Raw genomic sequence first — 22,315 nt, forward strand, 5'->3', positions numbered from 1 at the left:
GCCGGCTACCAGACGCCGATCTTTTCCGCCTGCTTGTGCGAAATCGGGTGGTGCGCCTTGGCGTGGTCTTCCTCGGCGAGGAAACGCACCGCCTCAAGCGCCGCCATGCAGCCCATGCCCGCGGCGGTGACGGCCTGGCGGTAGATGTCGTCAGTCACGTCGCCCGCGGCCCATACGCCTTCGATGGCCGTGGCCGTCGTACCCGGTTTCACCACCAGATAGCCGCCCTGCTTGGTTTCCAGCTGGCCGGCGAACAGTTCCGAGGATGGCGCGTGGCCGATGGCGATGAAGACGCCGTCGGCGGACAGATCGCGGGTCTCGCCCGTCTTCACGTTTTTCAGGCGGGCGCCCGTGACGTTGACCCCGCCTATGGTGTTGGTTTCGCCCAGGATCTCGTCGATGGCGTTGTCCCAGATCACCTCGACCTTGGGATTGGCGAGCAGACGGTCCTGCAGGATGCGTTCGGCGCGGAACTCGTCGCGGCGGTGCACGACCGTGACCTTGGCCGCGAATTTGGTCAGGAAGAGCGCCTCCTCGACGGCGGTGTTGCCGCCGCCGACCACGATCACGTCCTTGCCGCGATAGAAGAAGCCGTCGCAGGTGGCGCAGGCGGAGACGCCGAAGCCCTGGTATTTCGCCTCGGACTCCAGCCCCAGCCATTTGGCCTGGGCGCCGGTGGAGATGATCACGGTCTCGGCCAGCATTTCCGTCCCGGAATCCAGCGTCAGGCGGAAAGGCCGCTGGCTGAGGTCGGCCTTGACCACGATGTCCTCGATGATCTCGGTTCCGACGTGCTCGGCCTGGGCGCGCATCTGCTCCATCAGCCAAGGCCCCTGGATGACGTCGGCGAAACCGGGGTAGTTCTCGACATCGGTGGTGATGGTCAGCTGACCGCCGGGCTGCAGGCCGGCGATAACGACGGGCTTCAGCATGGCGCGGGCGGCGTAGATGGCCGCGGTCCAGCCGGCGGGGCCGGAGCCGATGATGACGACTCTCGCCTGGCGAAGGGGGACGGTTCTCAAAATGCTCATGCCCCTATTTAGGCGCTGATTCCGCTTCTTGCGATGGTAGGTTCCACCTGTTCACAGGTCTGACGGAGGGACGACATGGAAGGCCGCAGTTTCATAGGCATCGGTCTGGCGCTGGGCGTGGGGGTCGGCGCGGCGATCGGCATCGCCATGGACAACCTCGCGATCGGCATCGGCCTGGGCGTCGCCATCGGGATGGGACTGGGCGTCGCGATGGACAGCCGGAGCGCCGGAAGCCGCCGAAAGGACAGCTCGGACAGCGGCGTGACCCATACGTCGGACGGGGGCGGTCGCGGCAAGGACGCGGACGGGTCCGATGCGGGGTCCGACGGAGGCGGGGGAGACGGAGGCGGCGGCGACTAGGCCCGCTTCATCCGCTCCAGCATCGTCCGGGCGGCGCGCGCTGTCTCATCCAGCGGCGCATAGCTCCAGGCCTCGAGACTTCCCTCGAATGGCCGCGCGGCCCCGCGCTCGCGCAGGTTCGCGTGCAGGCGCGCGAACTTGTCCGCCGGCTTCAGCGGGATCATTGGCAGGATGAGCACGGGCTTGCCCGTGGACGCCGCCTCGGCGGCCATGTTGGCGCTGTCCTCGGTAACCAGCACATGGTCGGCAAAGTTCAGGAAGGCGAAATAGGGATTGGCGCCCGCGCCGTCCCAGATCAGGCCCGGCAGATGCGCCAGCCGGGCGGTCATCGCCGCCTTCGCCGCCGCGGGCGTGCGGCGCGAGAAGGTCAACATCAGCGAGCCGTTCGCCGCCTCGATGGCCCTGGCGATCCGCCCGGCAAGGTCGGCGGCGTGGTCCCCGGTCAGGTCGAAGGCTCTCGAGCGCCCGCCGATCAGCGCGGCGACGCGGGGAGAGGGCAGGGCCGCCAGTTGGTCCGCAAAGGCCGCCGAGTTCTCCGCCAGTCGTTCCGGCGCGACCCGATGGGGCGATCCGGTGATCGACAGCACGTTCGGGCCCTCGATCCGATCATGGGCGGGGGCGACGATCAGGTCATAGGCCGCGGTGCGCCACCGCGGGTCCTGGGTCTGGACCACGAAGGTCCGCCCCCCCGACGCAGCCCGGACGCGGGCGGACATCGGCAGGGTGGCGCGGCCGGTGGCGATCCAGATATCGGGCCAGGCCTCGCCGGAGGCGGGTTCGGTGGAGTCGGACGAGAGGTCCAGCATCCACGATGTCTTCAGCGCCGAGGGCAGTTTGTCGAAGACCTTGCGCCAGCGGATCCGGCGGACGCTGATATCGGCGGGGGTCAGGCGCTGGACCGCCTCTGCCAGGCCCAGGGCCTGGTTCTCCATGCCAATGCGGCCGTCGGAGACAACCCAGATGGAGAGCGGTGCGCTCACGTCGCCGGAGGCGGCGCGACCCAGCACATGGCCTCGACCTTGTTGCCGTCGGGATCGCGCAGGAAGGCGGCGAAATAGCCGGGGGCGTATTCGGGCCGCGGACCCGGCGCGCCGTCATCGCTTCCGCCCGCGCCCAGGCCGGCGACATGGAAGGCGGCGACCGCCGCAGGGTCGGCGGCATTGAAGCAGATGTGGCTTCCGTTGCCGGCCTCGGCCGCGCCGCCGTCGTGGGGGTACGCGGCCCAGAACTCGGGGAAGGCGCGGCCGTAGCCGATGCCTACCTGATGCTCCATGATCCGCCGGGCGCCCAGCGTGGCCATCACGGCGTCATAGAAGGCGCCGGCCCGGGCGAGGTCGGTGACGCCGACCGAAACATGCGACACCAGCGGCGGGCGCGTTCCGGGGGCGTCAGTCATCGGGCTATTTCCACTCGACCTTGAGGATTTCGTAGGCCTTGACGCCGCCGGGGGTGTTCACCTCGACCACGTCGCCGACTTCCTTGGAGATCAGCGAACGCGCGATCGGCGAGGCGACGGAGACCTTGCCCGCCTTCACATCGGCTTCGTGCTCGCCGACGATCTGGTAGCGGCTCTCTTCCTCGGTGTCCTCGTCGACCACGGTGACCGTGGCGCCGAACATGACCTGATTGCCGTTCAGCTTGGAGACGTCGATGACCTGGGCGCGGCTGATCTTGTCCTCGATGTCGGCGATCTGGCCTTCGATCCAGCCCTGACGTTCCTTGGCGGCGTGATACTCTGCGTTTTCAGACAGATCGCCATGCTCGCGCGCTTCCGAGATGGCCGAGATCACGCTCGGCCGCTCCACGGACTTCAATTGCTTCAGCTGATCGTCGAGGACACGGTAGCCCTCGGCCGTCATCGGCACTTTTTCCATATGTCGTGAATTTCTGAGCTATCGCCCGACTAAAGGTTGGTGACGCCAAGGGTCGCTGGGCGCTCGCGACCGGCCCAAGAGGGTAGGGCGCCCCGCCCCAAGGTTCAAGAGGCAAGACGTTTCCGACAGATTGTCGTTATGTGACAGCCTTGCGCCGCCGCTCGCGGATTTGCTGGATACTGCCCCACAGTTTGACCCGACCGACCAGGCTCCAGGCCAGCCAGCCAATGGCGGCCAGACCCAGGGCCATGAACAGGCTGGACAGCAAGAAGACGCCTGCGGCCATGAAGGCGAGGATGAAGGCGACGGCGGCCACAAGGGCGGCGATGACTTGAACGGTTCTCGGGCGCATGGGGTGATCAACGTTTCACTCAGGCCGGGGTTGCCCCTTTTCCCGGATTCAGAATGGATCACGGGCGGCCTGTGGCGCCCAAGCCATCGTCAGGCGTAGCTGTACGGCCCGCCTCTTTCCAGGGCCCTCCGGTATGCCGGCCGGGCGTGGATGGTCTGGAGGAAGGCCTTCAGGCGCGGCTTTTCGGCGCCGTAGCCGACCCGCGATCCCGCGGCCTCGACCGGGAAGCTCATCATGATGTCGGCGGCCGAGAAGGCGTCGCCGGCGAACCAGGCGGAGCGGGCCAGTTCGGCCTCCCACAGGGCGGTGTGCGCCGCCAGCTGCGGGTCGATCATATTGGCGTTCATGGCCTTGGTGATGCCCCGGGCGACCGGGCGGGCGAGGAAGGGCACGCGGCCGGGGATGGCGCTGAAGATCAGCTTCAGCAGCAGGGGCGTCATGGCCGAGCCCTCGGCGTAGTGCAGCCAGTAGGTGAAGCGCCGCGCGGCCTCGGTTCCGCTCGCGGGGCGAAGGCCGGAGGCGGGATGGGTCTCGAGCAGATATTCGATAATGGCCCCGGTTTCGGCCACGCGGGCGTCGCCATCGTCCAGCACGGGCGACTTGCCCAGCGGATGGATGGCCTTCAGGTCCGGCGGGGCCAGCATGGTCTTCGCGTCGCGCTGGTACCGCTTCACCTCATAGGGCGCGCCCAGTTCCTCCAGCAGCCACAGCACGCGCTGGGACCGGGAATCGTTGAGGTGATGGACGGTGATCATGGCGACGGCTCCGCTTGGCCGACGCAGTTAGCGCGGTTGACGCGGCGTCGGTCCAGCGGATTCAGACGCGGCGTCCGCTCCAGCGCTGGCGCGGATGGGCCGTCCGGGGCTGGGCCGTAGAGGATTGGGGCCGTCCTGGATGCTTCGCCGCCTGCCGTTGCTCCCACAGCTGGAAGGCCAGGGTGGCCAGCGCCAGCTTGCCGGCGTGGCGGCCCGCCATGCGCCGCCCACCCTTGCTGAGCAACAGGCCGCCAATCAGGGTCGCGAGTTTGGGAATGGGCATGAAGCTCTCCGGGTCGCCGGTGAAACGGACGGGGCCGGGAACGGTTCAGGCGCGCCTCAGTCTTTCGGCATCAGGGCCTGGGCCGCCACGACCGTGGCCTCGACGCCGGTCGTGACCGAGGGGCGCGGATCGATGCGGAACAGGGGCGAGTGGTGGCCCGGCGCGTTTGCGACCTGATCGGCCGGGGTGCCGCCGACGCTGAAATAGACCCCCTTCACACCGCTCTCGGGCGTGACGAAATAGGCGAAATCCTCGGCGCCCATGCCGGTGCGGGCGACATCCACGACACGGTCGGCGCCCATGGCTCCGCCGATGGCGGTCCGGACCCGGGTGGCGGTGGCGGCGTCGTTGATGGTCGGCGGCGTGTTTTCCGTGGAACGCACCACGGTCGGCAGCCGGTCCTCCGGCACGCCCAGCGCCAGGGCCGTCCCGCGAGAAACGCGGTCGATGCCGTCCAGCAGGGCGGTGCGCGTTTCCGGATTGTCGGCGCGGACCGTCAGTTGCATGTCCACGCGGTCGGAGATGATGTTGTGCTTGATGCCGCCGTGGATGGCGCCGACGGTGACGATCGCCCCCTCCAGCGGATTGATGCTGCGGCTGGGCAGGGTCTGCAGGTTCATGACGATGGCCGAGGCGACCACGATCGGATCGACGCCCTTGTGCGGATAGGCACCGTGCGTGCCGACGCCGTGAACCGCGATGTCGATGCTGTCCGAACTGGACGAGGTGATGGCCAGCGGCACGTCCACCAGTCCGGTGGCGAGGTCGGCCGAGACGTGGAAGGCGAGGGCGTAGTCGGGCTTGGGGAAGCGGGTATAGAGGCCGTCCTCGACCATGGCCCGGGCGCCGAAGATGCGCTCCTCGGCCGGCTGGGCGATCAGGACCAGGGTTCCCGACCAGTCCGCGCGCCGCGCCATCATCTGCCGCGCCGTGCCGATCAGGGCGGTGATGTGCACGTCGTGGCCGCAGGCATGCATGACCGGCTTTTCGACGCCGTCGCTGTCGGTCTGATGCACCGTCGAGGCGTTGGCGAGGCCCGACTGTTCGCTCAGCGGCAGTCCGTCCATGTCGGCGCGGATCATGACCGTCGGGCCTTCGCCGTTGCGCAGCACCGCGACAACGCCCGTGCCCCCGACGCCGCTGGTGACGTCATAGCCGAGGGCGGTCAGCCGGGCCGCCATGATCCCGGCGGTGCGAACCTCCAGGCCCGACAGTTCGGGGTTGCGATGGAAGTCGTCGAACAGGGCGCCCAGGTTGGCGTCATAGTCTCGCGCGACGGCCTGGCGCAGCGTGTCGTCGGTCGGGCCCGCCTGGGCTTGGGCGGGACCAGACCCCAGCAGCGCCAGCGCCGCCGTCGTCGCAAGAAGAAGTCGCATCGTTCACCCCCGGTTTGAGGCGTGACATTGGTCCGACGGCGGCGGGCTGGCAACGGCGAATGCGGACGGCCCGGCTGTTGAGTTCGGCAAGGGTTTGGCTCTAAGCCCGACGCATGAACACGCCCGAGCCCCGCCTGACCTCCCTCGCCCATGGCGGCGGCTGCGGCTGCAAGCTGGCCCCGGCCGTGCTGCAGGACATCCTGAAGGGAATCCCCCAGGCGGCGGTGTTCGCCGATCTGATGGTCGGAACCGAGACCAGCGACGACGCGGCGGTCTGGCGGCTGAACGACCGGCAGGCGCTGGTGGCCACGACCGACTTCTTCATGCCCGTGGTCGACGATCCGTTCGACTTCGGCCGCATCGCCGCGACCAACGCCCTGTCGGATGTCTACGCCATGGGGGCGACGCCGATCTTCGCCCTGGCCCTGGTCGGCATGCCGGTGAAGATCCTGTCCGCCGACACCATCGGCCTGATCCTGCAGGGCGGGGCGGCGGTCTGCGCGGCGGCGGGCATACCGGTCGCCGGCGGCCATTCGATCGACAGCGTCGAGCCGATCTACGGCCTGGTCGCCCTGGGGCTGGTGCATCCGGATCAGGTGCTTACCAACCGCGGCGCGCGGGCCGGGGACGTGCTGATCCTGACCAAGGCGCTGGGCGTCGGCGTGTTGAGCGCGGCGTTCAAGTCGGGCGCGCTGGAGCCGGCGGGCTACGCCGCCCTGATCGCCTCGACGACCCGGTTGAACACCCTGGGAGCGCGGCTGGCCGGACGGGCGGGGGTGCATGCAGTGACCGACGTGACGGGCTTCGGCCTGCTGGGTCATGCGCTGGAGATGGCGCGCGGATCAGGTCTGACCGTCGAGCTGACGGCGCAGCCGCCGTTGCTGGACGGGGTCGAGCCGCTGGCCGCGGCGGGCGTCTGCACCGGCGCCTCGGGCCGCAACTGGGACAGCTACGCCGCCGGCGTCGACCTGCCCGGCGACCTGCCGGACTGGCGCCGCAACCTGCTGACCGATCCCCAGACGTCCGGCGGACTGCTGATCTCCGTCGCCGCCGATCAGGCCGGGACGCTCCTCGATCTGGCCCGCGCCGAGGGTTTCGACCGGGCCGCCGTCGTGGGACGCGTCGTCGATGGGCCGGCGCGGGTGCGGGTCGTCGGATGATCCGGCGCACGGCCGATCTGTCGCCCGGGGCGCGCGACGCCTTCGACGCCATCATCGACGTGCGCAGTCCGGCCGAGTTCGCGCTGGACCATATCCCCGGAGCCATCAACCTGCCGGTGCTGGACGACGCCCAGCGGGCGGTGGTCGGGACCGAATATGTGCAGGGCTCCAAATTCCTGGCCCGGCGCAACGGCGCGGCGCTGGTGGCGCGCAATATCGCGGCCCATCTGGAAGGGGCGCTCGCGGACCGGGGCGGGGGGTTCAAGCCGCTGGTCTATTGCTGGCGCGGCGGACAGCGGTCCGGGGCCATGGTCACGGTGATGGACCAGGTCGGCTGGCCGGTGACGGTGCTGGACGGCGGCTACCAGACCTGGCGGCGGCAGGTGAAGGCGGCCCTCTACGACGCGCCGCTCGCGCACTCGCTCGTCCTGCTCGACGGCCCCACCGGCGTCGGCAAGACGGCCCTGCTCGGCGCCGTCGCCGCGCGCGGCGTCCAGACCCTCGACCTCGAGGCCCTCGCCGCCCATCGCGGCTCCCTGTTCGGGGCCATGCCCGGCGGCCAGCCGTCGCAGAAGGCCTTCGAGAGCCGGCTGCACGACGCCCTGTCCCGCCTCGATCCCGCCCGCCCCGTGCTGGTCGAGGCCGAGAGTTCGAAGATCGGCGCCCGCGTCGTCCCGCCGTCCCTGTGGGCCGCCATGGCCGCCGCCCCGACCATCCGTCTCGAGTCCCCGGTCGAGGTTCGCGCCGCCCGCACCGTGCGCGACTACGCCGACTTCGCCGCCGACCGCCTGGCCCTCGACACGGCCCTGACCCGCCTGCCGCGCCACATCGGCAAGCAAATGGTCGCAGAGTGGCGCGCCCTCGCCGCCGCCGGGGAGGTCGAGACCCTGGCCGTCGACCTGATCGTCCACCACTACGACCCGGCCTACCGCCGCCAGGGCCAGGGTCGGGCGCGCCCCGAACGGGCCGTCGTCGGGATCGCATCGCTCGACGACGACGCACTCGAAACGGCCGCCGACCAGACCGTCGAGGTGCTCGCCGGCCTCAACGCCCGCTGAATCCGGCGGTCGGGCGTGGATCGTTCACGCTGGCGCACGCGATGGATGGTCAAATACGGCGACGGCGCCTAGCTTCGACCGATGGCTGCTTCCCGACTCCGTTCCGCCCTGATGTCCCTGAGCCTGTGGGTGCTCGTCGCCCTGCTGGCCGGCCTGTTCGCTGGCGCCGCGGCCCAGGCCTGGGGTCTGCCCGGCGGCGCCGGGACCGCCGACCTGATCGGCGCCGTCGGCGCCCTGTGGCTCAATGCCCTGAAGATGACCATCATCCCGCTCGTCTTCAGCCTGCTGGTGACGGGCATCGGCTCGATCGCCGACGCGGCGGCGACCGGCCGGCTGGCGCTGAAGGCCCTGATGGTCTTCGCCATCCTGCTGCTGGGATCGACGGTCTATGCGATCTTCGCTTCCGAGGCCCTGCATCTGCTGTGGCCGATCGATCCGGCGGGCGCGGCCGTCCTGCTGGCTGGAGCGCCCGACGCCGCCGTGGTGCGCGAGAGCGCGACGGGCGGCGGGCTTGCGGCCTTCCTGACCAGCCTGGCGCCGGCCAATCCGATCCGCGCCGCCGCCGACGACGCCATCCTCGGCATCGTCGTCTTCGCCATCGCCTTCGGCTTCGCCGTCACCCGCCTCAGCCCCGGCCGCCGCGCGCCCCTGGTGGAGTTCTTCGAGGCCGTGTCCGAGACCATGATCATCATCGTCCACTGGGTGCTGCTGGCCGCCCCCATCGGCGTCTTCGCCCTGTCGATGGGCGTGGGACTGAACGCCGGCCTCGGCGCCCTGGGCACCCTCGGCCACTACGTCAGCATGGTGGTGCTGGCCCAGGTCGGCCTGATCCTCCTGATCTACGCCTTCGTCGTGCCCTGGGGCCGCATCGGCCTGGCCCGGTTCGCGCGCGGCATTATTCCGGCGCAGGTCGTCGCCTTCTCGACCCAGTCGTCGCTCGCCAGCCTGCCTGCCATGGTCGAACAGGCGCGCACTGCGCTGGGCGTCTCGACCGCCACGGCGGGCCTCGTCCTGCCGCTGGCGGTGGCGGTGTTCCGCTTCACCAGCCCGGTCGCCAACCTCGCCGTGGTCATCTACGTCGCGCACCTGCACGGCGTCGACATCCATCCGGCCGCCTGGATCGCCGGCGGCCTGACCGCCATCGCCATCTCCATCGGTTCGGTCGGCCTGCCGGGGCAGGTCAGCTTCTTCGTCTCCATCGCCCCCATCTGCCTCGCCTTGGGCGTGCCGATCCAGGTCCTGCCCCTGCTGCTGGCGGTCGAGGTCATCCCCGACATCTTCCGCACCATCGGCAACGTCACCGCCGACCTCGCCGCGGCCCGCATCGTCGAGGGCCGCGACGCCGTGGCCGAACCGGATCCGGCGGCGGGGATCTAGCGGACGCCGCCGCGCCGTCATCGCCGGTTCGCATTCCGTCTCTAGGACGGTTCAGGACCGCGGATCGCCGGGCGGTCGCGGAAGGATGACCGCATGACCCTCGACCGCCGTCGCCTCCTGCTCGCCGCCGGCGCCGCCGCCCTGACGCCCGCCATCGCCCGGGCGATGAGCATCCCCGCCGACGTCCGCGCGGGGACCGTCGCCGACGTCGCCCATGTGGTGATCCTGATGCAGGAGAACCGCTCCTTCGACCATTATTTCGGGGCCATGCGCGGCGTGCGCGGCTTCGGCGACCGCTTCCCCATCCCCGTGGCCGACGCCCCCGGCCGGTCGGGCGCGACCTGCTGGGTCCAGGCCAACGGCCAGGCCCCGGACCGCCCCCCTCTCGTCAGCCCCTTCCCGCTGAACACGGCCGAGGACTTCCGCCTGATGCGGGTGGAGGGCACGCCGCACAGCTGGCCCGACGCCCAGGCGGCCTGGGACGAGGGGCGGATGAGCGCCTGGCCCGTCGCCAAGACCGAACATTCGATGGGCTGGTTCGGCGAGACGGACATCCCGTTCCAGTACGCCCTGGCCGAGGCCTTCACCGTCTGCGACGCCTACCATTGCGCGATGCAGACCGGGACCAATTCCAACCGGCTGTTCCTGTGGAGCGGGACCAACGACCCGGGCGGCCAGATGGGCGGCCCCTCGCTCTCGAACTCGCACGACGCCCTCGTCGCCGACGGCGGTCATCCCGACGGCTATCGCTGGACCACCTATCCGGAGCGGCTGCTGCAGGCGGGCGTGAGTTGGCGCATCTACCAGGACATGGCCGACAACTTCACCGACAACCCGGTGGCCGGCTTCCAGACCTTCCGCGACAGCCATGACGGCAAGCCGGGCGCCGACCCCCGCCTGGCCGAACTGGGGCTCAGCACCCGCGCCGTCGACGGCCTGCGCGAGGACGTCCTGGCCGGCGCCCTGCCGCAGGTGTCGTGGATCGTCGCCCCGGCCGCGGCCTCGGAACACCCCGGCCCATCCAGCCCGGCCCAGGGGGCCGACTACACCGCCCGGGTGATCGAGGCCCTGACCGCCGACCCGGCCGTCTGGGCCCGCACGGTGCTGTTCGTCATGTTCGACGAGAACGACGGCTTCTTCGACCACGTCCCGCCGCCCGCGCCGCCGTCGCCGGGCCACGGCGCCTCCACCATCGACACGGCCGGAGAATACCATCTGCGGACGACGGCCAGCGAGGCCGCGACCGAACGGCCGGAGTTCGTCGGCCGCCCCTATGGACTGGGTCCGCGCGTGCCGATGTATGTCGTCTCGCCGTGGAGCCGCGGCGGCTGGGTCAGCTCCGAGGTGTTCGACCACACCTCGGTGATCCGCTTCCTCGAGACCCGCTTCGGGGTGATGGAGCCCAACATCTCGCCCTGGCGGCGCGCGGTCTGCGGCGACCTGACCGGGGCGTTCGATTTCCGCACGCCCAACGCGCCCGTGCCGCCGCTGCCGCCGACCGCGGCCCTCGCCGCCCGCGCCGCCGCCCTGCCGGGCCGCAGCACCCCGGCCACGCCCGCGATCCCGGCGGCGCCGGTCCAGGCGGTCGGCGTCCGACGCTCCCGCGCCCTGCCCTATGCCTTGGAGGTCGAGGAGGCCCGCCGCGACGGCGCCCTGGCCCTGACCTTCCGCAACACCGGACCCGCGGCGGCCGTGTTCCACGTCTATGACCGGCTGCGGCTGGAGCGTCCGCCGCGGCGCTACACCGTCGGGGCCGGGGCCGCGCTTGAGGACATCCGGGACGAGGGCGCCTACGACCTGTGGGTGCTGGGCCCGAACGGCTTCCACCGTCATTTCGTCGGCCACGCCGGGCGCGACGCCCTCGGCCTGGCGGTCGCCGTCGATCCCGGGTCGCGCGAGCTGCAGCTGACCCTGTTCAACGGCGGCGAGGTCGCGCGCGCGGTCGAGGCCGCCGGCGACCCCTACCGGCCCGACGCGGCCCCGTGGCGGACGACCGTCGCCCCGGGCGAGCGCGCGGAGCGGCGGCTGGGCGTCGCCGGGCACGGCTGGTACGACGTCGTCCTGCGCGGGCCCGACGGCTTTCTCCGGCGCCTGGCCGGACGGATCGAGACCGGCGCGGACTCCGTCAGCGATCCGCTGATGGGCGGCCCGGCGGTGATGCGCCAAACCTGACGCCTGTCCGGTTGAGGCGGGCTCGCTTCAACGGGACTCTATCGGGGAAACGGCGCCAGCCAGTCGCCCGGCCGCTCGACGTTGAACGCCCCGCTCTCCTCCGCGAACCGGTTGAGCAGGAAGGCGTGCCCGGCGCCGTAGATGACCAGCACCCGCTCGCCCGGATCGTCGGCCAGCCGCACCAGATTGGCGAAGATCTTCAGGTTCCGCCCATGCCAGGCCCCGACCCAGTTCGCCCCCTGGTTCGGCCCGGGCCCGCCCAGCAGGGCGTACTCGTAATAGGTCCGGTGCATGCCCAGCAGGAACTCGGGCGAGTTCATCACCGCCAGCCACTCGGGGATGGGCCGGGACTGGACCAGGTCCGTCATGCGCCTGCCCCGCGCCGGATTCCGCAGCGTGGCCATGCGAGCCTGCTCGCCGGCGGCCTCCGCTCCGACCTCCCAGTCGTAGTCCGCCTCCTCGCCGGGCGGCATGTCGTTCCAGTCGACGCCAAACACCCGCTCATGCCCGAGCCTGGCCGCCAGCCGAAGGCCGATCTGATCGACCTCGATGGCCGTCAGGACATAGGCCCCGGCGCGATAATCGGCGTAGCGCCGGTCCAGCCTCGCCTGGCCGGTCGTGTCGATCTCCACGGCGATCCGCGTCGGCCGCCACCGGGCCAGCGCCTCGACCACGGCCTCGATCTCCGTCTGCCGGGCCGGGCTCAGCACATTGTCGACCTCGGTGCGCAGCACGTCGGCATTGTTGTTCGCCAGATGCGCCGTGCCCAGAACCATCAACGCCGGCCGTTCGTCGATGCGCCGTTCGCTCAGCAACCGAACCGGTTGCGGCGCTGGCTCCTGCGCCATGGCGGGCGCGGCGGTCAGCAACGACAGGGCGAGAGCGAACAACAGACGATGAGACATTGAGTGGCTCCGGTTAAGCTTCGCGGGACGCTTAGCCGCGGAACGCCGGTATGGCCCGTTACGAATTGTTCAGGCGTGGTCACGGCGGGGCATCCAGTCGCGCCGGTACTGTCTTCGCTCTCTCCGTCTACTTCGCCGCCCACTTCATCCGGTCCAACGCCTCGGCGGCCCGCAGCAGGGCGCCCGCCTCCGCCGCCTGTCCCTGGCTGACCAGGCCGGCTGCGAAACTTCCCGCAGAAAGCGCTATCCGACCGCGTGCAGGAGCAGCCAGAACACCGCCCCGACCCCGATCAGGTGCGCCACGATCACCCCGCCCAGAAGGGTCCGGAAAGGCTCCTTGCGCGTCTTGTGACGCAGCAAGTGCTGGCCCATCCACGCGCCCACGCCGCCGAACAGGGCAACCAGCAAAAGGGTGCTCTCGCGCACCCGCCAGCCGTGATCACGCGCCTGGGTCTTGTCGAACCAGAACAGGCCGAAGGCCGCCAGTTCCGCGAGGGCGACGAGGATCAACGCCCGGTCGATGCCGGACAGGTCGATCGCGCCGCTCAGTGCGCGTAGTCCTGGATCGGACGCACATCCAGCTCGCCCGCCTTGATCGCGCCGATGGCCTGGGCCGCCGCAAGGGCGCCCGCGGTCGTGGTGTAATAGGGGATCTTCATCATCAGGGCCGTGCGGCGCAGGCTGAAGCTGTCCAGCAGCGCCTGCTTGCCCTCGGTGGTGTTGAAGACCAGCTGGACGTCGCCGTTCTTCATCGCGTCGACGATGTTGGGCCGTCCCTCCAGCACCTTCTTCACATGGCCGACGGCCAACCCCTGTTCGGTCAGGAAGGTGTGCGTCCCGCCGGTGGCGAGGATGGAGAAGCCCTCGGCCAGAAGGGTTTTCACCGCCTCGACGATAAAGGGCTTGTCGCCATCCTTGACGCTGACGAAGGCGCAGCCGGCGACGGGCAGGGTGGTGCCGCCGCCGATCTGGCTCTTGGCGAAGGCCCGGGCGAAGGCGGGGGCCATGTCGGCCTCGCCGTCACGCTTCCAGTCCAGGCCCATGACCTCGCCGGTCGAACGCATCTCCGGGCCCAGGATGGTGTCGACACCGGCGAAGCGGGCGAACGGGAAGACCGCTTCCTTGACCGCGATATGGTCGTACGGCTTGTCCTTGAGGCCGAAGCTGGCCAGCGGCACGCCGGCCATGACCTTGGCGGCGATGGCCGCCACCGGCTGGCCGATGGTCTTGGCCACGAAAGGCACGGTTCGCGAGGCGCGGGGATTGACCTCCAGCACGAAGATGCGCGGTTCGGCGCTGTGCGGCTCCTCGATGGCGAACTGGACGTTCATCAGGCCGCGCACCTTCAGGGCCCGGGCCATGGCCTCGGTCTGGCGCTTCAGCTCGGCGACGATCCCGGCCGACAGCGAGAACGGCGGCATGGAACAGGCGCTGTCGCCCGAGTGGACCCCGGCTTCCTCGATATGCTCCAGCACCCCGGCGACGAAGACCGTCTCGTCGTCGCACAGGGCGTCGACGTCGACCTCGGTGGCGCGGTTCAGATAGTGGTCGATCAGCACCGGGTCGTCGCCCGACACCCGCATGGCCTCGCCGACGTAGCGGTCCAGCTGCTCGCGGTCGTGGACGATGACCATGCCCCGTCCGCCCAGCACGTATGAGGGCCGCAGCACGACCGGATAGCCGACCTCGTCCGCCTTCTGCGCGGCTTCCTCGGCGCTGCGGGCCAGGCCGTTGGGCGGCTGCATCAGCCCGATGTCGTGCAGCATGACCTGGAACCGCTCGCGGTCCTCGGCCAGGTCGATGGAGTCGACGCTGGTGCCCAGGATCGGCACCCCGTCCTCCTGCAGCGCATGAGCCAGTTTCAGCGGCGTCTGGCCGCCGAACTGGACGACCACGCCGATCAGGTTCCCGTTCGACCGCTCGACGTCGATCAGCTCCAGCACGTCCTCGGCCGTCAGCGGCTCGAAATACAGCCGGTCGGAGGTGTCGTAGTCGGTCGACACCGTCTCGGGGTTGCAGTTGACCATGATCGACTCGACGCCGATGTCGGCGAAGGCGAAGGCCGCGTGACAGCAGCAGTAATCGAACTCGATGCCTTGCCCGATCCGGTTCGGCCCGCCGCCGAGGATGATCGCCTTCTTGCGATCGGTCGGGTTGGATTCGCACTGCGGAACCTGGCCCAGGGCGCCGGTCTCATAGGTCGAATACATATAGGCCGTGGCCGAAGCGAACTCGGCGGCGCAGGTGTCGATCCGCTTGAAGACGGGGCGGACGTTCAGGCCGCGGCGGGCCTTGCGCACGGCGGCTTCGGTCTGGCCGGTCAGCTGGGCCAGGCGGGCGTCCGAGAAGCCCTTGGACTTCAGCTTGCGGAAGTCGGTCGGTTCGGTCGGCAGGCCCTGAACGCGGATGTGGCCTTCAGTCCGCACGATGTCGGCGATCTGGCGCAGGAACCACGGCTCGTAGGAGCAGGCGGCGTTGACCTCCTCGACCGACAGGCCGTGCCGGAACGCCTGGGCGATGACCAGAATACGGTCCGGGGTCGGCATCCCCAGCGCCCGCACCACGGCGGCGCGGGCGGAAGCTTCGTCGTCGACGTCGACCACCCCGTCGATCTCGATCTCGTTGAAGCCGGTCAGGCCGGTCTCCAGCCCGCGCAGGGCCTTCTGCATCGATTCCTGGAAGGTCCGGCCGATGGCCATCACCTCGCCCACCGACTTCATCGAGGTTGACAGGGTCGCCTCGGCGCCGGGGTATTTCTCGAAGGCGAAGCGCGGGATCTTGGTGACGACATAGTCGATCGACGGCTCGAACGAGGCCGGCGTGACCATGGTGATGTCGTTGGTCAGCTCATCCAGGGTGTAGCCGACGGCCAGACGGGCCGCGACCTTGGCGATGGGGAAGCCGGTCGCCTTGGACGCCAGCGCCGACGACCGCGACACCCGCGGGTTCATCTCGATCACCACCATCCGGCCGTCGGCGGGATTGATGGCCCACTGGACGTTCGATCCGCCGGTCTCGACGCCGATCTCGCGCAGCACGTTGATCGAGCCCGTGCGCATCCGCTGGTACTCCTTGTCGGTCAGCGTCAGGGCGGGGGCGACGGTGATGGAGTCGCCGGTGTGCACCCCCATCGGGTCGATGTTCTCGATCGAGCAGATGATGATGCAGTTGTCCGCCTTGTCGCGGACCACCTCCATCTCATACTCCTTCCAGCCCAGCACGCTCTCCTCGACCAGCACCTCGGTGGTCGGCGACAGGTCGAGGCCGCGTTCGACGATCTCGCGGTATTCCTCGACATTGTAGGCGATGCCGCCGCCGGTGCCGGCGAGCGTGAAGCTGGGGCGGACGATGGCCGGCAGGCCGACGAACGCCAGGGCGTCCTCGGCCTCGTCGATATGGTGGATCGCCTTGGAGCGCGGGCTTTCGAGGCCCAGCTTGTCCATGGCGTCGCGGAATTTCTGCCGGTCCTCGGCCTTGTCGATGACGTCGGCCTTGGCGCCGATCATCTCCACGCCCCACTTCTTCAGCGCGCCCGACGCATCCAGCGCCAGCGCCGTGTTCAATGCAGTCTGTCCGCCCATGGTCGGCAGCAGGGCGTCGGGCCGCTCCCTGGCGATGATGCGCTCGACGAACTCCGGCGTGATCGGCTCGATATAGGTGGCGTCGGCCACCTCCGGGTCGGTCATGATGGTGGCGGGGTTCGAGTTGACCAGGATCACCCGGTACCCCTCGGCCTTCAGCGCCTTGCACGCCTGAACGCCCGAGTAATCGAACTCACAGGCTTGCCCGATCACGATCGGGCCGGCGCCGATGATCAGGATCGACTGGATGTCCGTGCGTTTGGGCATCTCAGCCTCCGTTCAGTTCGTCACGACCGCGCACTCCCAGCCGTCATAGTCCAGCTGGAAGGCCGCGGCCCAGGATTGCATCATGGCCGAGACCGGGGCGAAGGACGCCTCGTCCACGGCCATCGTCGTCTCGAGGATGGTGGCGTCGTCCTGACCCCGGGTCAGGAATCCGGCGCGCCGCGCGACCTCGTTCAGATCGTCGTGGTCGCCTTCGCCGTAGAAGTAAAACAGCGTGTGCCGCGGCGTGATCCCGCTGTCGCCATGCGCCGCCAGCGACGCGCGCACCATGGCGTCGCGATCCTCGTGGGGGATGGCGGAATCTGACACGGGGGCGGGCTCCTTGCGCGCGCGGCCTCAGGCGGCGGCGGGTCGCCGGCGCGGCTCGGTCGGGTTGTCGGTCAAGCGGCCCGTCTAAAGACGGGGGGCGGCGGTGGCAAGGCCGCGGGGTCGTTGCGCGCACGAAAAAGGGGGCGGCCCCTGCGAGCCGCCCCCTTCATCGTGTTCCGGACCGTTTTTAGAACGGGCGGTAGTTCAGGCCGATGAAGAAGCGACGGCCGTAGGGGTCGAAGTTCGATTGCAGCGCCTGACCGTAGGCCGGGGACTGCTCCGCATCGAAGGCGTTCACGACGCCTGCACGCATCGACAGGGTGTCGTTGACGTTATAGCGGACCGTGAAGTCGTTACGGACGAAGTTGCCGGAGTCGTAGTACTGGTTTTCGCGGTTCTCGATGTTCACCACCTGGTCGCGGTAGCGGGCGATGTTCTGGGCGCTCTGCCAGTCCGCCGTCCAGTTGACGCTCCAGGTGTCGTTCGGCGTGTAGGTGAGCGACGAGCTGAAGCGGACGTTCGGGAAGAACGTGGCGCCGCGGCTGCTGGTGAAGGCGTTCGGGTTGGCCGGATCGAGGAAATTCTCCTGCTCGATCAGCCACGAACCGCCCAGCTTGTAGTCCAGACGGCCCCAGTTGTGGCCCGTCACCTCTTCGAGATCCAGACCGTACCGGACCGTGAAGTCCAGACCACGGGTGGTCAGGGCGGCGTAGTTGCCGGCCCCTTCGATGAAGCCGCCGATCGGGTCGTTCGCCGGAGCGCCGAGGCCGAACGGGATGCCCGGGTTGTTGCGGAAGATCACCGAGCAGGCCGAGCTGTTCAGGGCGGGGCCGTTGACGCAGTTGTTCGCGGCGGTCTGGGCCGAGATGAAGGCGATCACGTCGGTGATCTCGATCTCGTAGTAGTCGAGCACCAGGCTGAAGTTCGGGATGAACCGGGGCTGCAGCACCGTCGAGAAGGTGAAGGACTCCGACTGTTCCGGCGTCAGGAACGGGTTGCCGCCGGTCACGCCGGAGACGCCGCCGCCGTAGACGGGGTTGAAGTCGTCGACGTTGGTGGCGGTGTTGCCGTTGAAGTCGAACGAACGGCCCTGAGCGGCGGCGAGCGCCGTGCAGTTGGCGACCCGGTTGGCCCGGATGTCGGCGTTCTGCAGGATGATGTTCGCCGTGGCGCAGGGATCAACGAAGCCGTTCGCGAACGTCTCGCCCAGGGGCGAGAAATTCTCGCCCAGGTCCGGCGCGCGGAACGAGGTGTTGAAGCTGGTCTTGAACGTGATGTCCCGGATCGGACGATAGATCAGGTTCACGCCATAGACGTCGCCGTGGCCGGCCGTCGTGTAGTCGAAGTAGCGGTACGAACCGCTCAGTTCGGCATACTCGCCCAGCCAGCTGTCACGGAACAGCGGGAGGGACACTTCGGCGAAGGCTTCGTCGCTCTCGTACTCGGCGCCCGGGAAGTCCGGACCGCCGTTGAGGAACAGGACACGGCCGGCGGCGCCGGCGTCGCGGCCGATCGCCTCGGTGTATTCACGACGGTGCTCGTAGCCGAGGGCGACGCCGATCGGGCCGGCGCCCCAGAAGTCCCAAAGCTGACCGGCGACGCTGCCGATGAAGTCTTCCTGCTCGTTGCGCTCGGTGAAGGTGATCTCGGCGTTGATGTAGTCGCGCGCTTCCTGGCTCTGGTTGCCCTGGCCGAAGATGTTCAGCGGGGTGCACTCGGCCACCGCTTCAGCGCCCACCGTTCCGTCACGGAGGTCCGCGTTGCCGAACCAGTAGTCATCGACCACGCCGCCCGGGGTTGCGGCGATCAGCTTCGAACGGCAGACGATCGCGCCCGGCGTGCCCAGGAGGCCCGCGGTGTCGCGCACCGCATCGGAGCCCAGCTGGACGCGCAAGACGTCGGTGCCGGTTTCCGTCTCGGTCACATCGACCTGGCCGTAGGTGTAGGACAGGCTCCAGTCGATGTTCTTGATGAAGCCGATCTGTTCGAAGTCGCCCTCGATGCCCACGACGTAGCGCTGCAGTTCGCGGTTGCTGATCTGGCTGCGGTCTTCGCCGAAGATGGTGTGACGGGCGTAAGGCGCGGCCACGACACCCGTGGCCACGCTGGGCGAGCCGGCGGTCGGCGGCGCATAGACCGTGATGGTGTTGGTCTGGATCGCCGTACGCAGGTTCGAGGGCAGGAAGGCGTTGTCCGCCAGGTTTACGCCGAAAACGTTGAAGCCGTAGGCGGGCTGGACTTCATTCGGCCCGACGACGCCGTTCCGGATGATGAAGTCGTAGAAGTCAGGCTGCGAGGCGAAGACGGTGTCTTCGGTCACATACTTCACTTCGGCGAAGGCGCGAAGGTTGTCGGTCAGGCGGAAGTTGGCGCCGACCTGATAACGCTGCGATTCTGATTCCGGCACCCGGGTGATGGTGCTGAAGGTGGCGGGGTTGTCGCCGTCGCCGCCGATGTTGTTCGGACGGTTCGCGCCGGTGGCGCCGATGCGGGTGCCGAAGTTGGCCAGACGGGCGTTCGGGCCCTCAAACACGTAGGTCTTGGTGGGATCGACCGAATAGCAGGCGGTGGCGGTCAGGCCGCCGATGGTCAGGCCGCAGTTCTGGTACGGCACGTCCGGGTCGTTCAGTGCGCTGGCCTGCTGGTTGTTCGCCAGCGTCGTCTGACCCCAGCGCGGACGCTGCAGAGTGACGTAGTTGCGGTACAGCTGGAAATCCAGAACGCCGTCCATGCGAGCGGCGGCCGGATCGGCGTCGACGCCGATGAGGCCGGCCGAGTTGCGCAGCCAGTCCATGTCCATGGAGTTTACGGCGTCGAGTTGTTCGTACTCGGCGAAGGCGTACAGGTTCAGACGGTCGTCGAGGAAATTGTGACCGAGCAGGGCGGAGATCCGCTTCGAGGATTCACCCTCCTGGTTGATCATGGCGTAGCTGGCGTCGATCTCGAGGCCCTCGAAATCCTTGCGCAGCACGAAGTTCAGCACGCCGGAGACGGCGTCGGCGCCGTAGACCGACGAGGCGCCGCCCGTGATGATCTCGATGTCCTGGATCAGCAGACGCGGGATGGTGTCGACATCGACCGCCAGCGAACCGCCGGCCGAGCCGACGTGACGGCGACCATCGACCAGGGTCAGGGTGCGGCCGGCGCCCAGCGAGCGCAGGTTGGCGAACGACAGGCCGCCGATGCCCAGGACGCCCGTGGCGTCCGACGGGACCTGCGAGTTGGACAGGGCCGGAATGGTGGCGAGATAGTCGATCACCGTCGACTGACCGGTTGTCAGCAGGTCTTCGCGCGAAACCTGGATCAGCGGCGTCGGCGCATTGACCGGATCGCGGCGGATGCGCGAACCGGTGACCACGACTTCATCGAGTTGCGTCGACTCGTCGTCCTGGGCCTGGGTTACGGTGACGCCCGGCAGGGTGCTGGGGGTCTGGGGCGTAGTCTGCGCCCAGACGGGAGCGGCGGACATCGCCATCGCGCCAGCAAGCACCGTGGAGGCCAGAAGCCGATTACGAATAACAGTCATATATGAAATCTCGGGTAAGTTTGAAGAAGAGGGAGGCGGCAGGCTTCCCTGGCGCGGCGACCGCCACAAACTCACCACACATATGTCCGGTCAAGCTATACTGTAACACAAATGCTGATATTTCGTCGTTATTGATAAAAATGTTTCTCCTTTGAAACATATGGATTCGGGCTGTTTGAGCCCGGAAAACGACATTCCGTGAATAACGTCAGCAACAGGACGCTATCCAGGCCGGAAGTTCGCTGATGGTGTTCAGCGCGCCATAACGTTGATGTGCCGTGGGGGGCTCGGCGACTTCGTGGGCCCAGGTGATGGCGTACGGAATGTGTGCCGCCCAGGCGCCCGCGGCCAGTGCGGGCAAGACGTCCGACTTCATCGAGTTGCCGGCCATCACGGCTTCACCGGCGCCGGTGCCGTGACGGGCGAAGACGCGGTCGTATGTCTGACGGTCCTTCTCCGATACGATCTCGATTGCGGCGAACAGGTCGCCCAGTCCCGACGCGGCGAGCTTGCGCTCCTGGTCCAGCAGGTCGCCCTTGGTGATCAACACCAGACGATAGGATTCCGAAAGCGCGGCCAGCGCTTCGTCAACGCCGGGCAGGGTCTCGACCGGGTGGGCCAGCATCTCGCGCCCCGCCGCCAGAATCTCGCGCACCACGGACGCCGGAGCCTCGCCGCCCGTCAGCTCCATGGCCGTCTCGATCATCGACAGGGTGAAACCCTTCACGCCATAGCCGTAAAGCCGAAGATTCCGCTGCTCGGTTTCGGCCAGGCGGGCCTCCAGCGTCGTCGCGTCCGCGTGGTCGGCCAACAGCGCGGCGAACCGATCGTGTGTCAGCCGGAAGATGGTTTCGTTGTGCCAGAGAGTGTCGTCGGCATCGAGTCCGACCGTGGTGATGCTCATTCCGCTCCCTAACACCGGAAACCGGGTCCGGGGAGGGGCGGAGATGTCCCGAAACGGGGATCATCATGGTCAACGGCATTTGACCAGGTTTGTCAGGGTTACGTTCTTGTCTGCGGGGTTATCGTGATGGCGTGGAAGACCTGAACGGCCAGCCGAAGGAGGCGGTCATGACTTTGGTTCCAGCGTACCCCACGGACCATGATGGTGGGGAGACACTCACGGGAAACGCCGCGTATTCCCCCTTGGGCGAGCGCCGCGCCTACGCCGCGCCCTACGAAAGCCTGACCTTCAGTCTGGTGACCCGCGCGGGACGCGAGCTGGCCGTGACCCTTGCCGCGCAGCCGGTGTTCGACCTGGATCGGTCCGCGCCAGTCAGCCGGCGTATTCGCCGCATCGTCCGGCACCGGGGCGGCGAGTCCGCACTGACCGCCCTGGGTCGACGCACACTGGAACCGGTCGACCTGAAGCGCATCGACCTTCAGACCCTGAACCACGGCCTGGACCTGTTGCATCTGGGGCCCCACGATACCGGGGTATTGCCGGCTTTCTGGCGCACCGTGGCTTCCAGCCGGGGGCGGTTCGCATTGCTCTGCACCGAACTCCAGCACGACTCGGCGGCCGGGAACCTTCTGATCGAGGTGATGGGCGGGCTGGAACAGGCTCCGCCCGAGACGATCGAGGAATCCATCCAGCATTTCGAAACCGGCGCGCTGGGGGTGATCCTGCACGTCGCGCCCGATCCGGGTCTTGTCCGCCGGCTGGCGGGTGTCCGCGCCCGTTGCCTGGCCATCGACTTCGCCGGGGTGGCCCACGACGGCCCGCGGGAGTGGCGGGCGGCCCACGACCTGATCGCCGCCGCACGCCAGACCTGCAGCCAGGTCATGCTGCTGAATCTGCGTCCCGACCGGGGCCTGGCCGCCCAGGCCGCCGGCGCCACCCATGCCGTCTTCGCCGGCATGGAGACAATCACCGTCTAGAGGCGGTTGACGGAGCGGCGGCGGCGGGGC

Annotated in this window: 20 protein-coding genes; 6 read left to right on the forward strand and 14 right to left on the reverse strand. The window is 68.8% G+C overall.

Going from position 1 to position 22,315, the window contains the following annotated elements:
• Positions 1-5 precede the first annotated feature (5 nt).
• Entirely contained in the window at positions 6-1,031 is a 1,026-nt protein-coding gene (gene trxB / locus PSV23_RS02965; RefSeq protein ID WP_370460990.1) for a thioredoxin-disulfide reductase, read from the reverse strand.
• Positions 1,032-1,106: 75 nt separating this feature from the next.
• Between trxB and PSV23_RS02970 the strand changes: the two genes are divergently transcribed.
• Positions 1,107-1,391: a hypothetical protein gene (locus tag PSV23_RS02970; RefSeq protein ID WP_300466022.1), complete on the forward strand. Its 285-nt coding sequence runs from the start codon at positions 1,107-1,109 to the stop codon at positions 1,389-1,391.
• Here the strand turns inward: PSV23_RS02970 and PSV23_RS02975 are convergent.
• From PSV23_RS02975 to PSV23_RS03005, 7 genes are all read right to left on the reverse strand, one after another.
• Positions 1,388-2,371 (reverse strand): mitochondrial fission ELM1 family protein, encoded by a 984-nt coding sequence (locus tag PSV23_RS02975; RefSeq protein WP_300466023.1) that lies wholly within the window; start codon positions 2,369-2,371, stop codon positions 1,388-1,390. The genes PSV23_RS02970 and PSV23_RS02975 overlap by 4 nt on opposite strands.
• Positions 2,368-2,787, reverse strand: coding sequence for a VOC family protein (locus PSV23_RS02980; protein WP_300466024.1), 420 nt, complete (start codon positions 2,785-2,787; stop codon positions 2,368-2,370). Before PSV23_RS02980 ends, PSV23_RS02975 begins: the two co-directional genes overlap by 4 nt.
• Before the next feature lie 4 nt (positions 2,788-2,791).
• Positions 2,792-3,265, reverse strand: a complete 474-nt coding sequence (greA, locus tag PSV23_RS02985; protein WP_300466025.1) for a transcription elongation factor GreA — start codon at positions 3,263-3,265, stop codon at positions 2,792-2,794.
• Positions 3,266-3,401: 136 nt separating this feature from the next.
• Complete coding sequence (locus tag PSV23_RS02990) at positions 3,402-3,617, reverse strand: hypothetical protein (RefSeq protein WP_300466026.1); 216 nt, start codon at positions 3,615-3,617, stop codon at positions 3,402-3,404.
• An 89-nt stretch (positions 3,618-3,706) separates the two neighbouring features.
• A complete protein-coding gene (locus PSV23_RS02995; RefSeq protein ID WP_300466027.1) occupies positions 3,707-4,372 on the reverse strand; it encodes a glutathione S-transferase in 666 nt (221 codons plus the stop codon).
• Between the two features lie 61 nt (positions 4,373-4,433).
• Positions 4,434-4,655, reverse strand: a complete 222-nt coding sequence (locus tag PSV23_RS03000; protein WP_300466028.1) for a cysteine protease — start codon at positions 4,653-4,655, stop codon at positions 4,434-4,436.
• A 56-nt stretch (positions 4,656-4,711) separates the two neighbouring features.
• The gene (locus PSV23_RS03005; protein ID WP_300466029.1) at positions 4,712-6,031 is read right to left on the reverse strand and encodes an amidohydrolase; all 1,320 of its coding nucleotides are present in this window, start codon (positions 6,029-6,031) and stop codon (positions 4,712-4,714) included.
• 113 nt (positions 6,032-6,144) lie between these two features.
• On the opposite strand from PSV23_RS03005, the gene selD reads away from it, so the two are divergent.
• From selD to PSV23_RS03025, 4 genes are all read left to right on the forward strand, one after another.
• A complete protein-coding gene (selD, locus tag PSV23_RS03010; protein ID WP_300466030.1) occupies positions 6,145-7,191 on the forward strand; it encodes a selenide, water dikinase SelD in 1,047 nt (348 codons plus the stop codon).
• Positions 7,188-8,249, forward strand: coding sequence for a tRNA 2-selenouridine(34) synthase MnmH (gene mnmH, locus PSV23_RS03015; RefSeq protein ID WP_300466031.1), 1,062 nt, complete (start codon positions 7,188-7,190; stop codon positions 8,247-8,249). Before selD ends, mnmH begins: the two co-directional genes overlap by 4 nt.
• Positions 8,250-8,330: 81 nt before the next feature.
• A complete protein-coding gene (locus tag PSV23_RS03020; protein ID WP_300466032.1) occupies positions 8,331-9,626 on the forward strand; it encodes a dicarboxylate/amino acid:cation symporter in 1,296 nt (431 codons plus the stop codon).
• A 93-nt stretch (positions 9,627-9,719) separates the two neighbouring features.
• Positions 9,720-11,798: a phosphocholine-specific phospholipase C gene (locus PSV23_RS03025; protein ID WP_300466033.1), complete on the forward strand. Its 2,079-nt coding sequence runs from the start codon at positions 9,720-9,722 to the stop codon at positions 11,796-11,798.
• A 38-nt stretch (positions 11,799-11,836) separates the two neighbouring features.
• Here the strand turns inward: PSV23_RS03025 and PSV23_RS03030 are convergent, their stop codons facing one another.
• From PSV23_RS03030 to PSV23_RS03055, 6 genes are all read right to left on the reverse strand, one after another.
• Positions 11,837-12,703: a DUF5694 domain-containing protein gene (locus tag PSV23_RS03030; protein WP_300466034.1), complete on the reverse strand. Its 867-nt coding sequence runs from the start codon at positions 12,701-12,703 to the stop codon at positions 11,837-11,839.
• A gap of 243 nt (positions 12,704-12,946) precedes the next feature.
• Positions 12,947-13,213, reverse strand: coding sequence for a DUF1294 domain-containing protein (locus PSV23_RS03035; protein WP_300466035.1), 267 nt, complete (start codon positions 13,211-13,213; stop codon positions 12,947-12,949).
• Positions 13,214-13,248: 35 nt separating this feature from the next.
• The gene (gene carB, locus PSV23_RS03040) at positions 13,249-16,551 is read right to left on the reverse strand and encodes a carbamoyl-phosphate synthase large subunit (protein WP_300466036.1); all 3,303 of its coding nucleotides are present in this window, start codon (positions 16,549-16,551) and stop codon (positions 13,249-13,251) included.
• A gap of 12 nt (positions 16,552-16,563) precedes the next feature.
• Positions 16,564-16,878 carry a hypothetical protein gene (locus PSV23_RS03045; protein WP_300466037.1) on the reverse strand — a complete coding sequence of 105 codons (315 nt, stop codon included), beginning with the start codon at positions 16,876-16,878 and terminating at the stop codon, positions 16,564-16,566.
• Positions 16,879-17,065: 187 nt separating this feature from the next.
• Positions 17,066-20,404, reverse strand: a complete 3,339-nt coding sequence (locus PSV23_RS03050) for a TonB-dependent receptor domain-containing protein (protein ID WP_300466038.1) — start codon at positions 20,402-20,404, stop codon at positions 17,066-17,068.
• A gap of 208 nt (positions 20,405-20,612) precedes the next feature.
• Entirely contained in the window at positions 20,613-21,308 is a 696-nt protein-coding gene (locus tag PSV23_RS03055; protein WP_300466039.1) for an HAD family hydrolase, read from the reverse strand.
• Positions 21,309-21,475: 167 nt separating this feature from the next.
• On the opposite strand from PSV23_RS03055, the gene PSV23_RS03060 reads away from it, so the two are divergent.
• Positions 21,476-22,285: a hypothetical protein gene (locus tag PSV23_RS03060; protein WP_300466040.1), complete on the forward strand. Its 810-nt coding sequence runs from the start codon at positions 21,476-21,478 to the stop codon at positions 22,283-22,285.
• The last annotated feature ends 30 nt before the right edge of the window (positions 22,286-22,315 follow it).

Origin of the sequence: Brevundimonas sp. (assembly GCF_029946145.1) — a bacterium.
In the GTDB taxonomy this organism is placed as follows: Bacteria; Pseudomonadota; Alphaproteobacteria; order Caulobacterales; family Caulobacteraceae; genus Brevundimonas.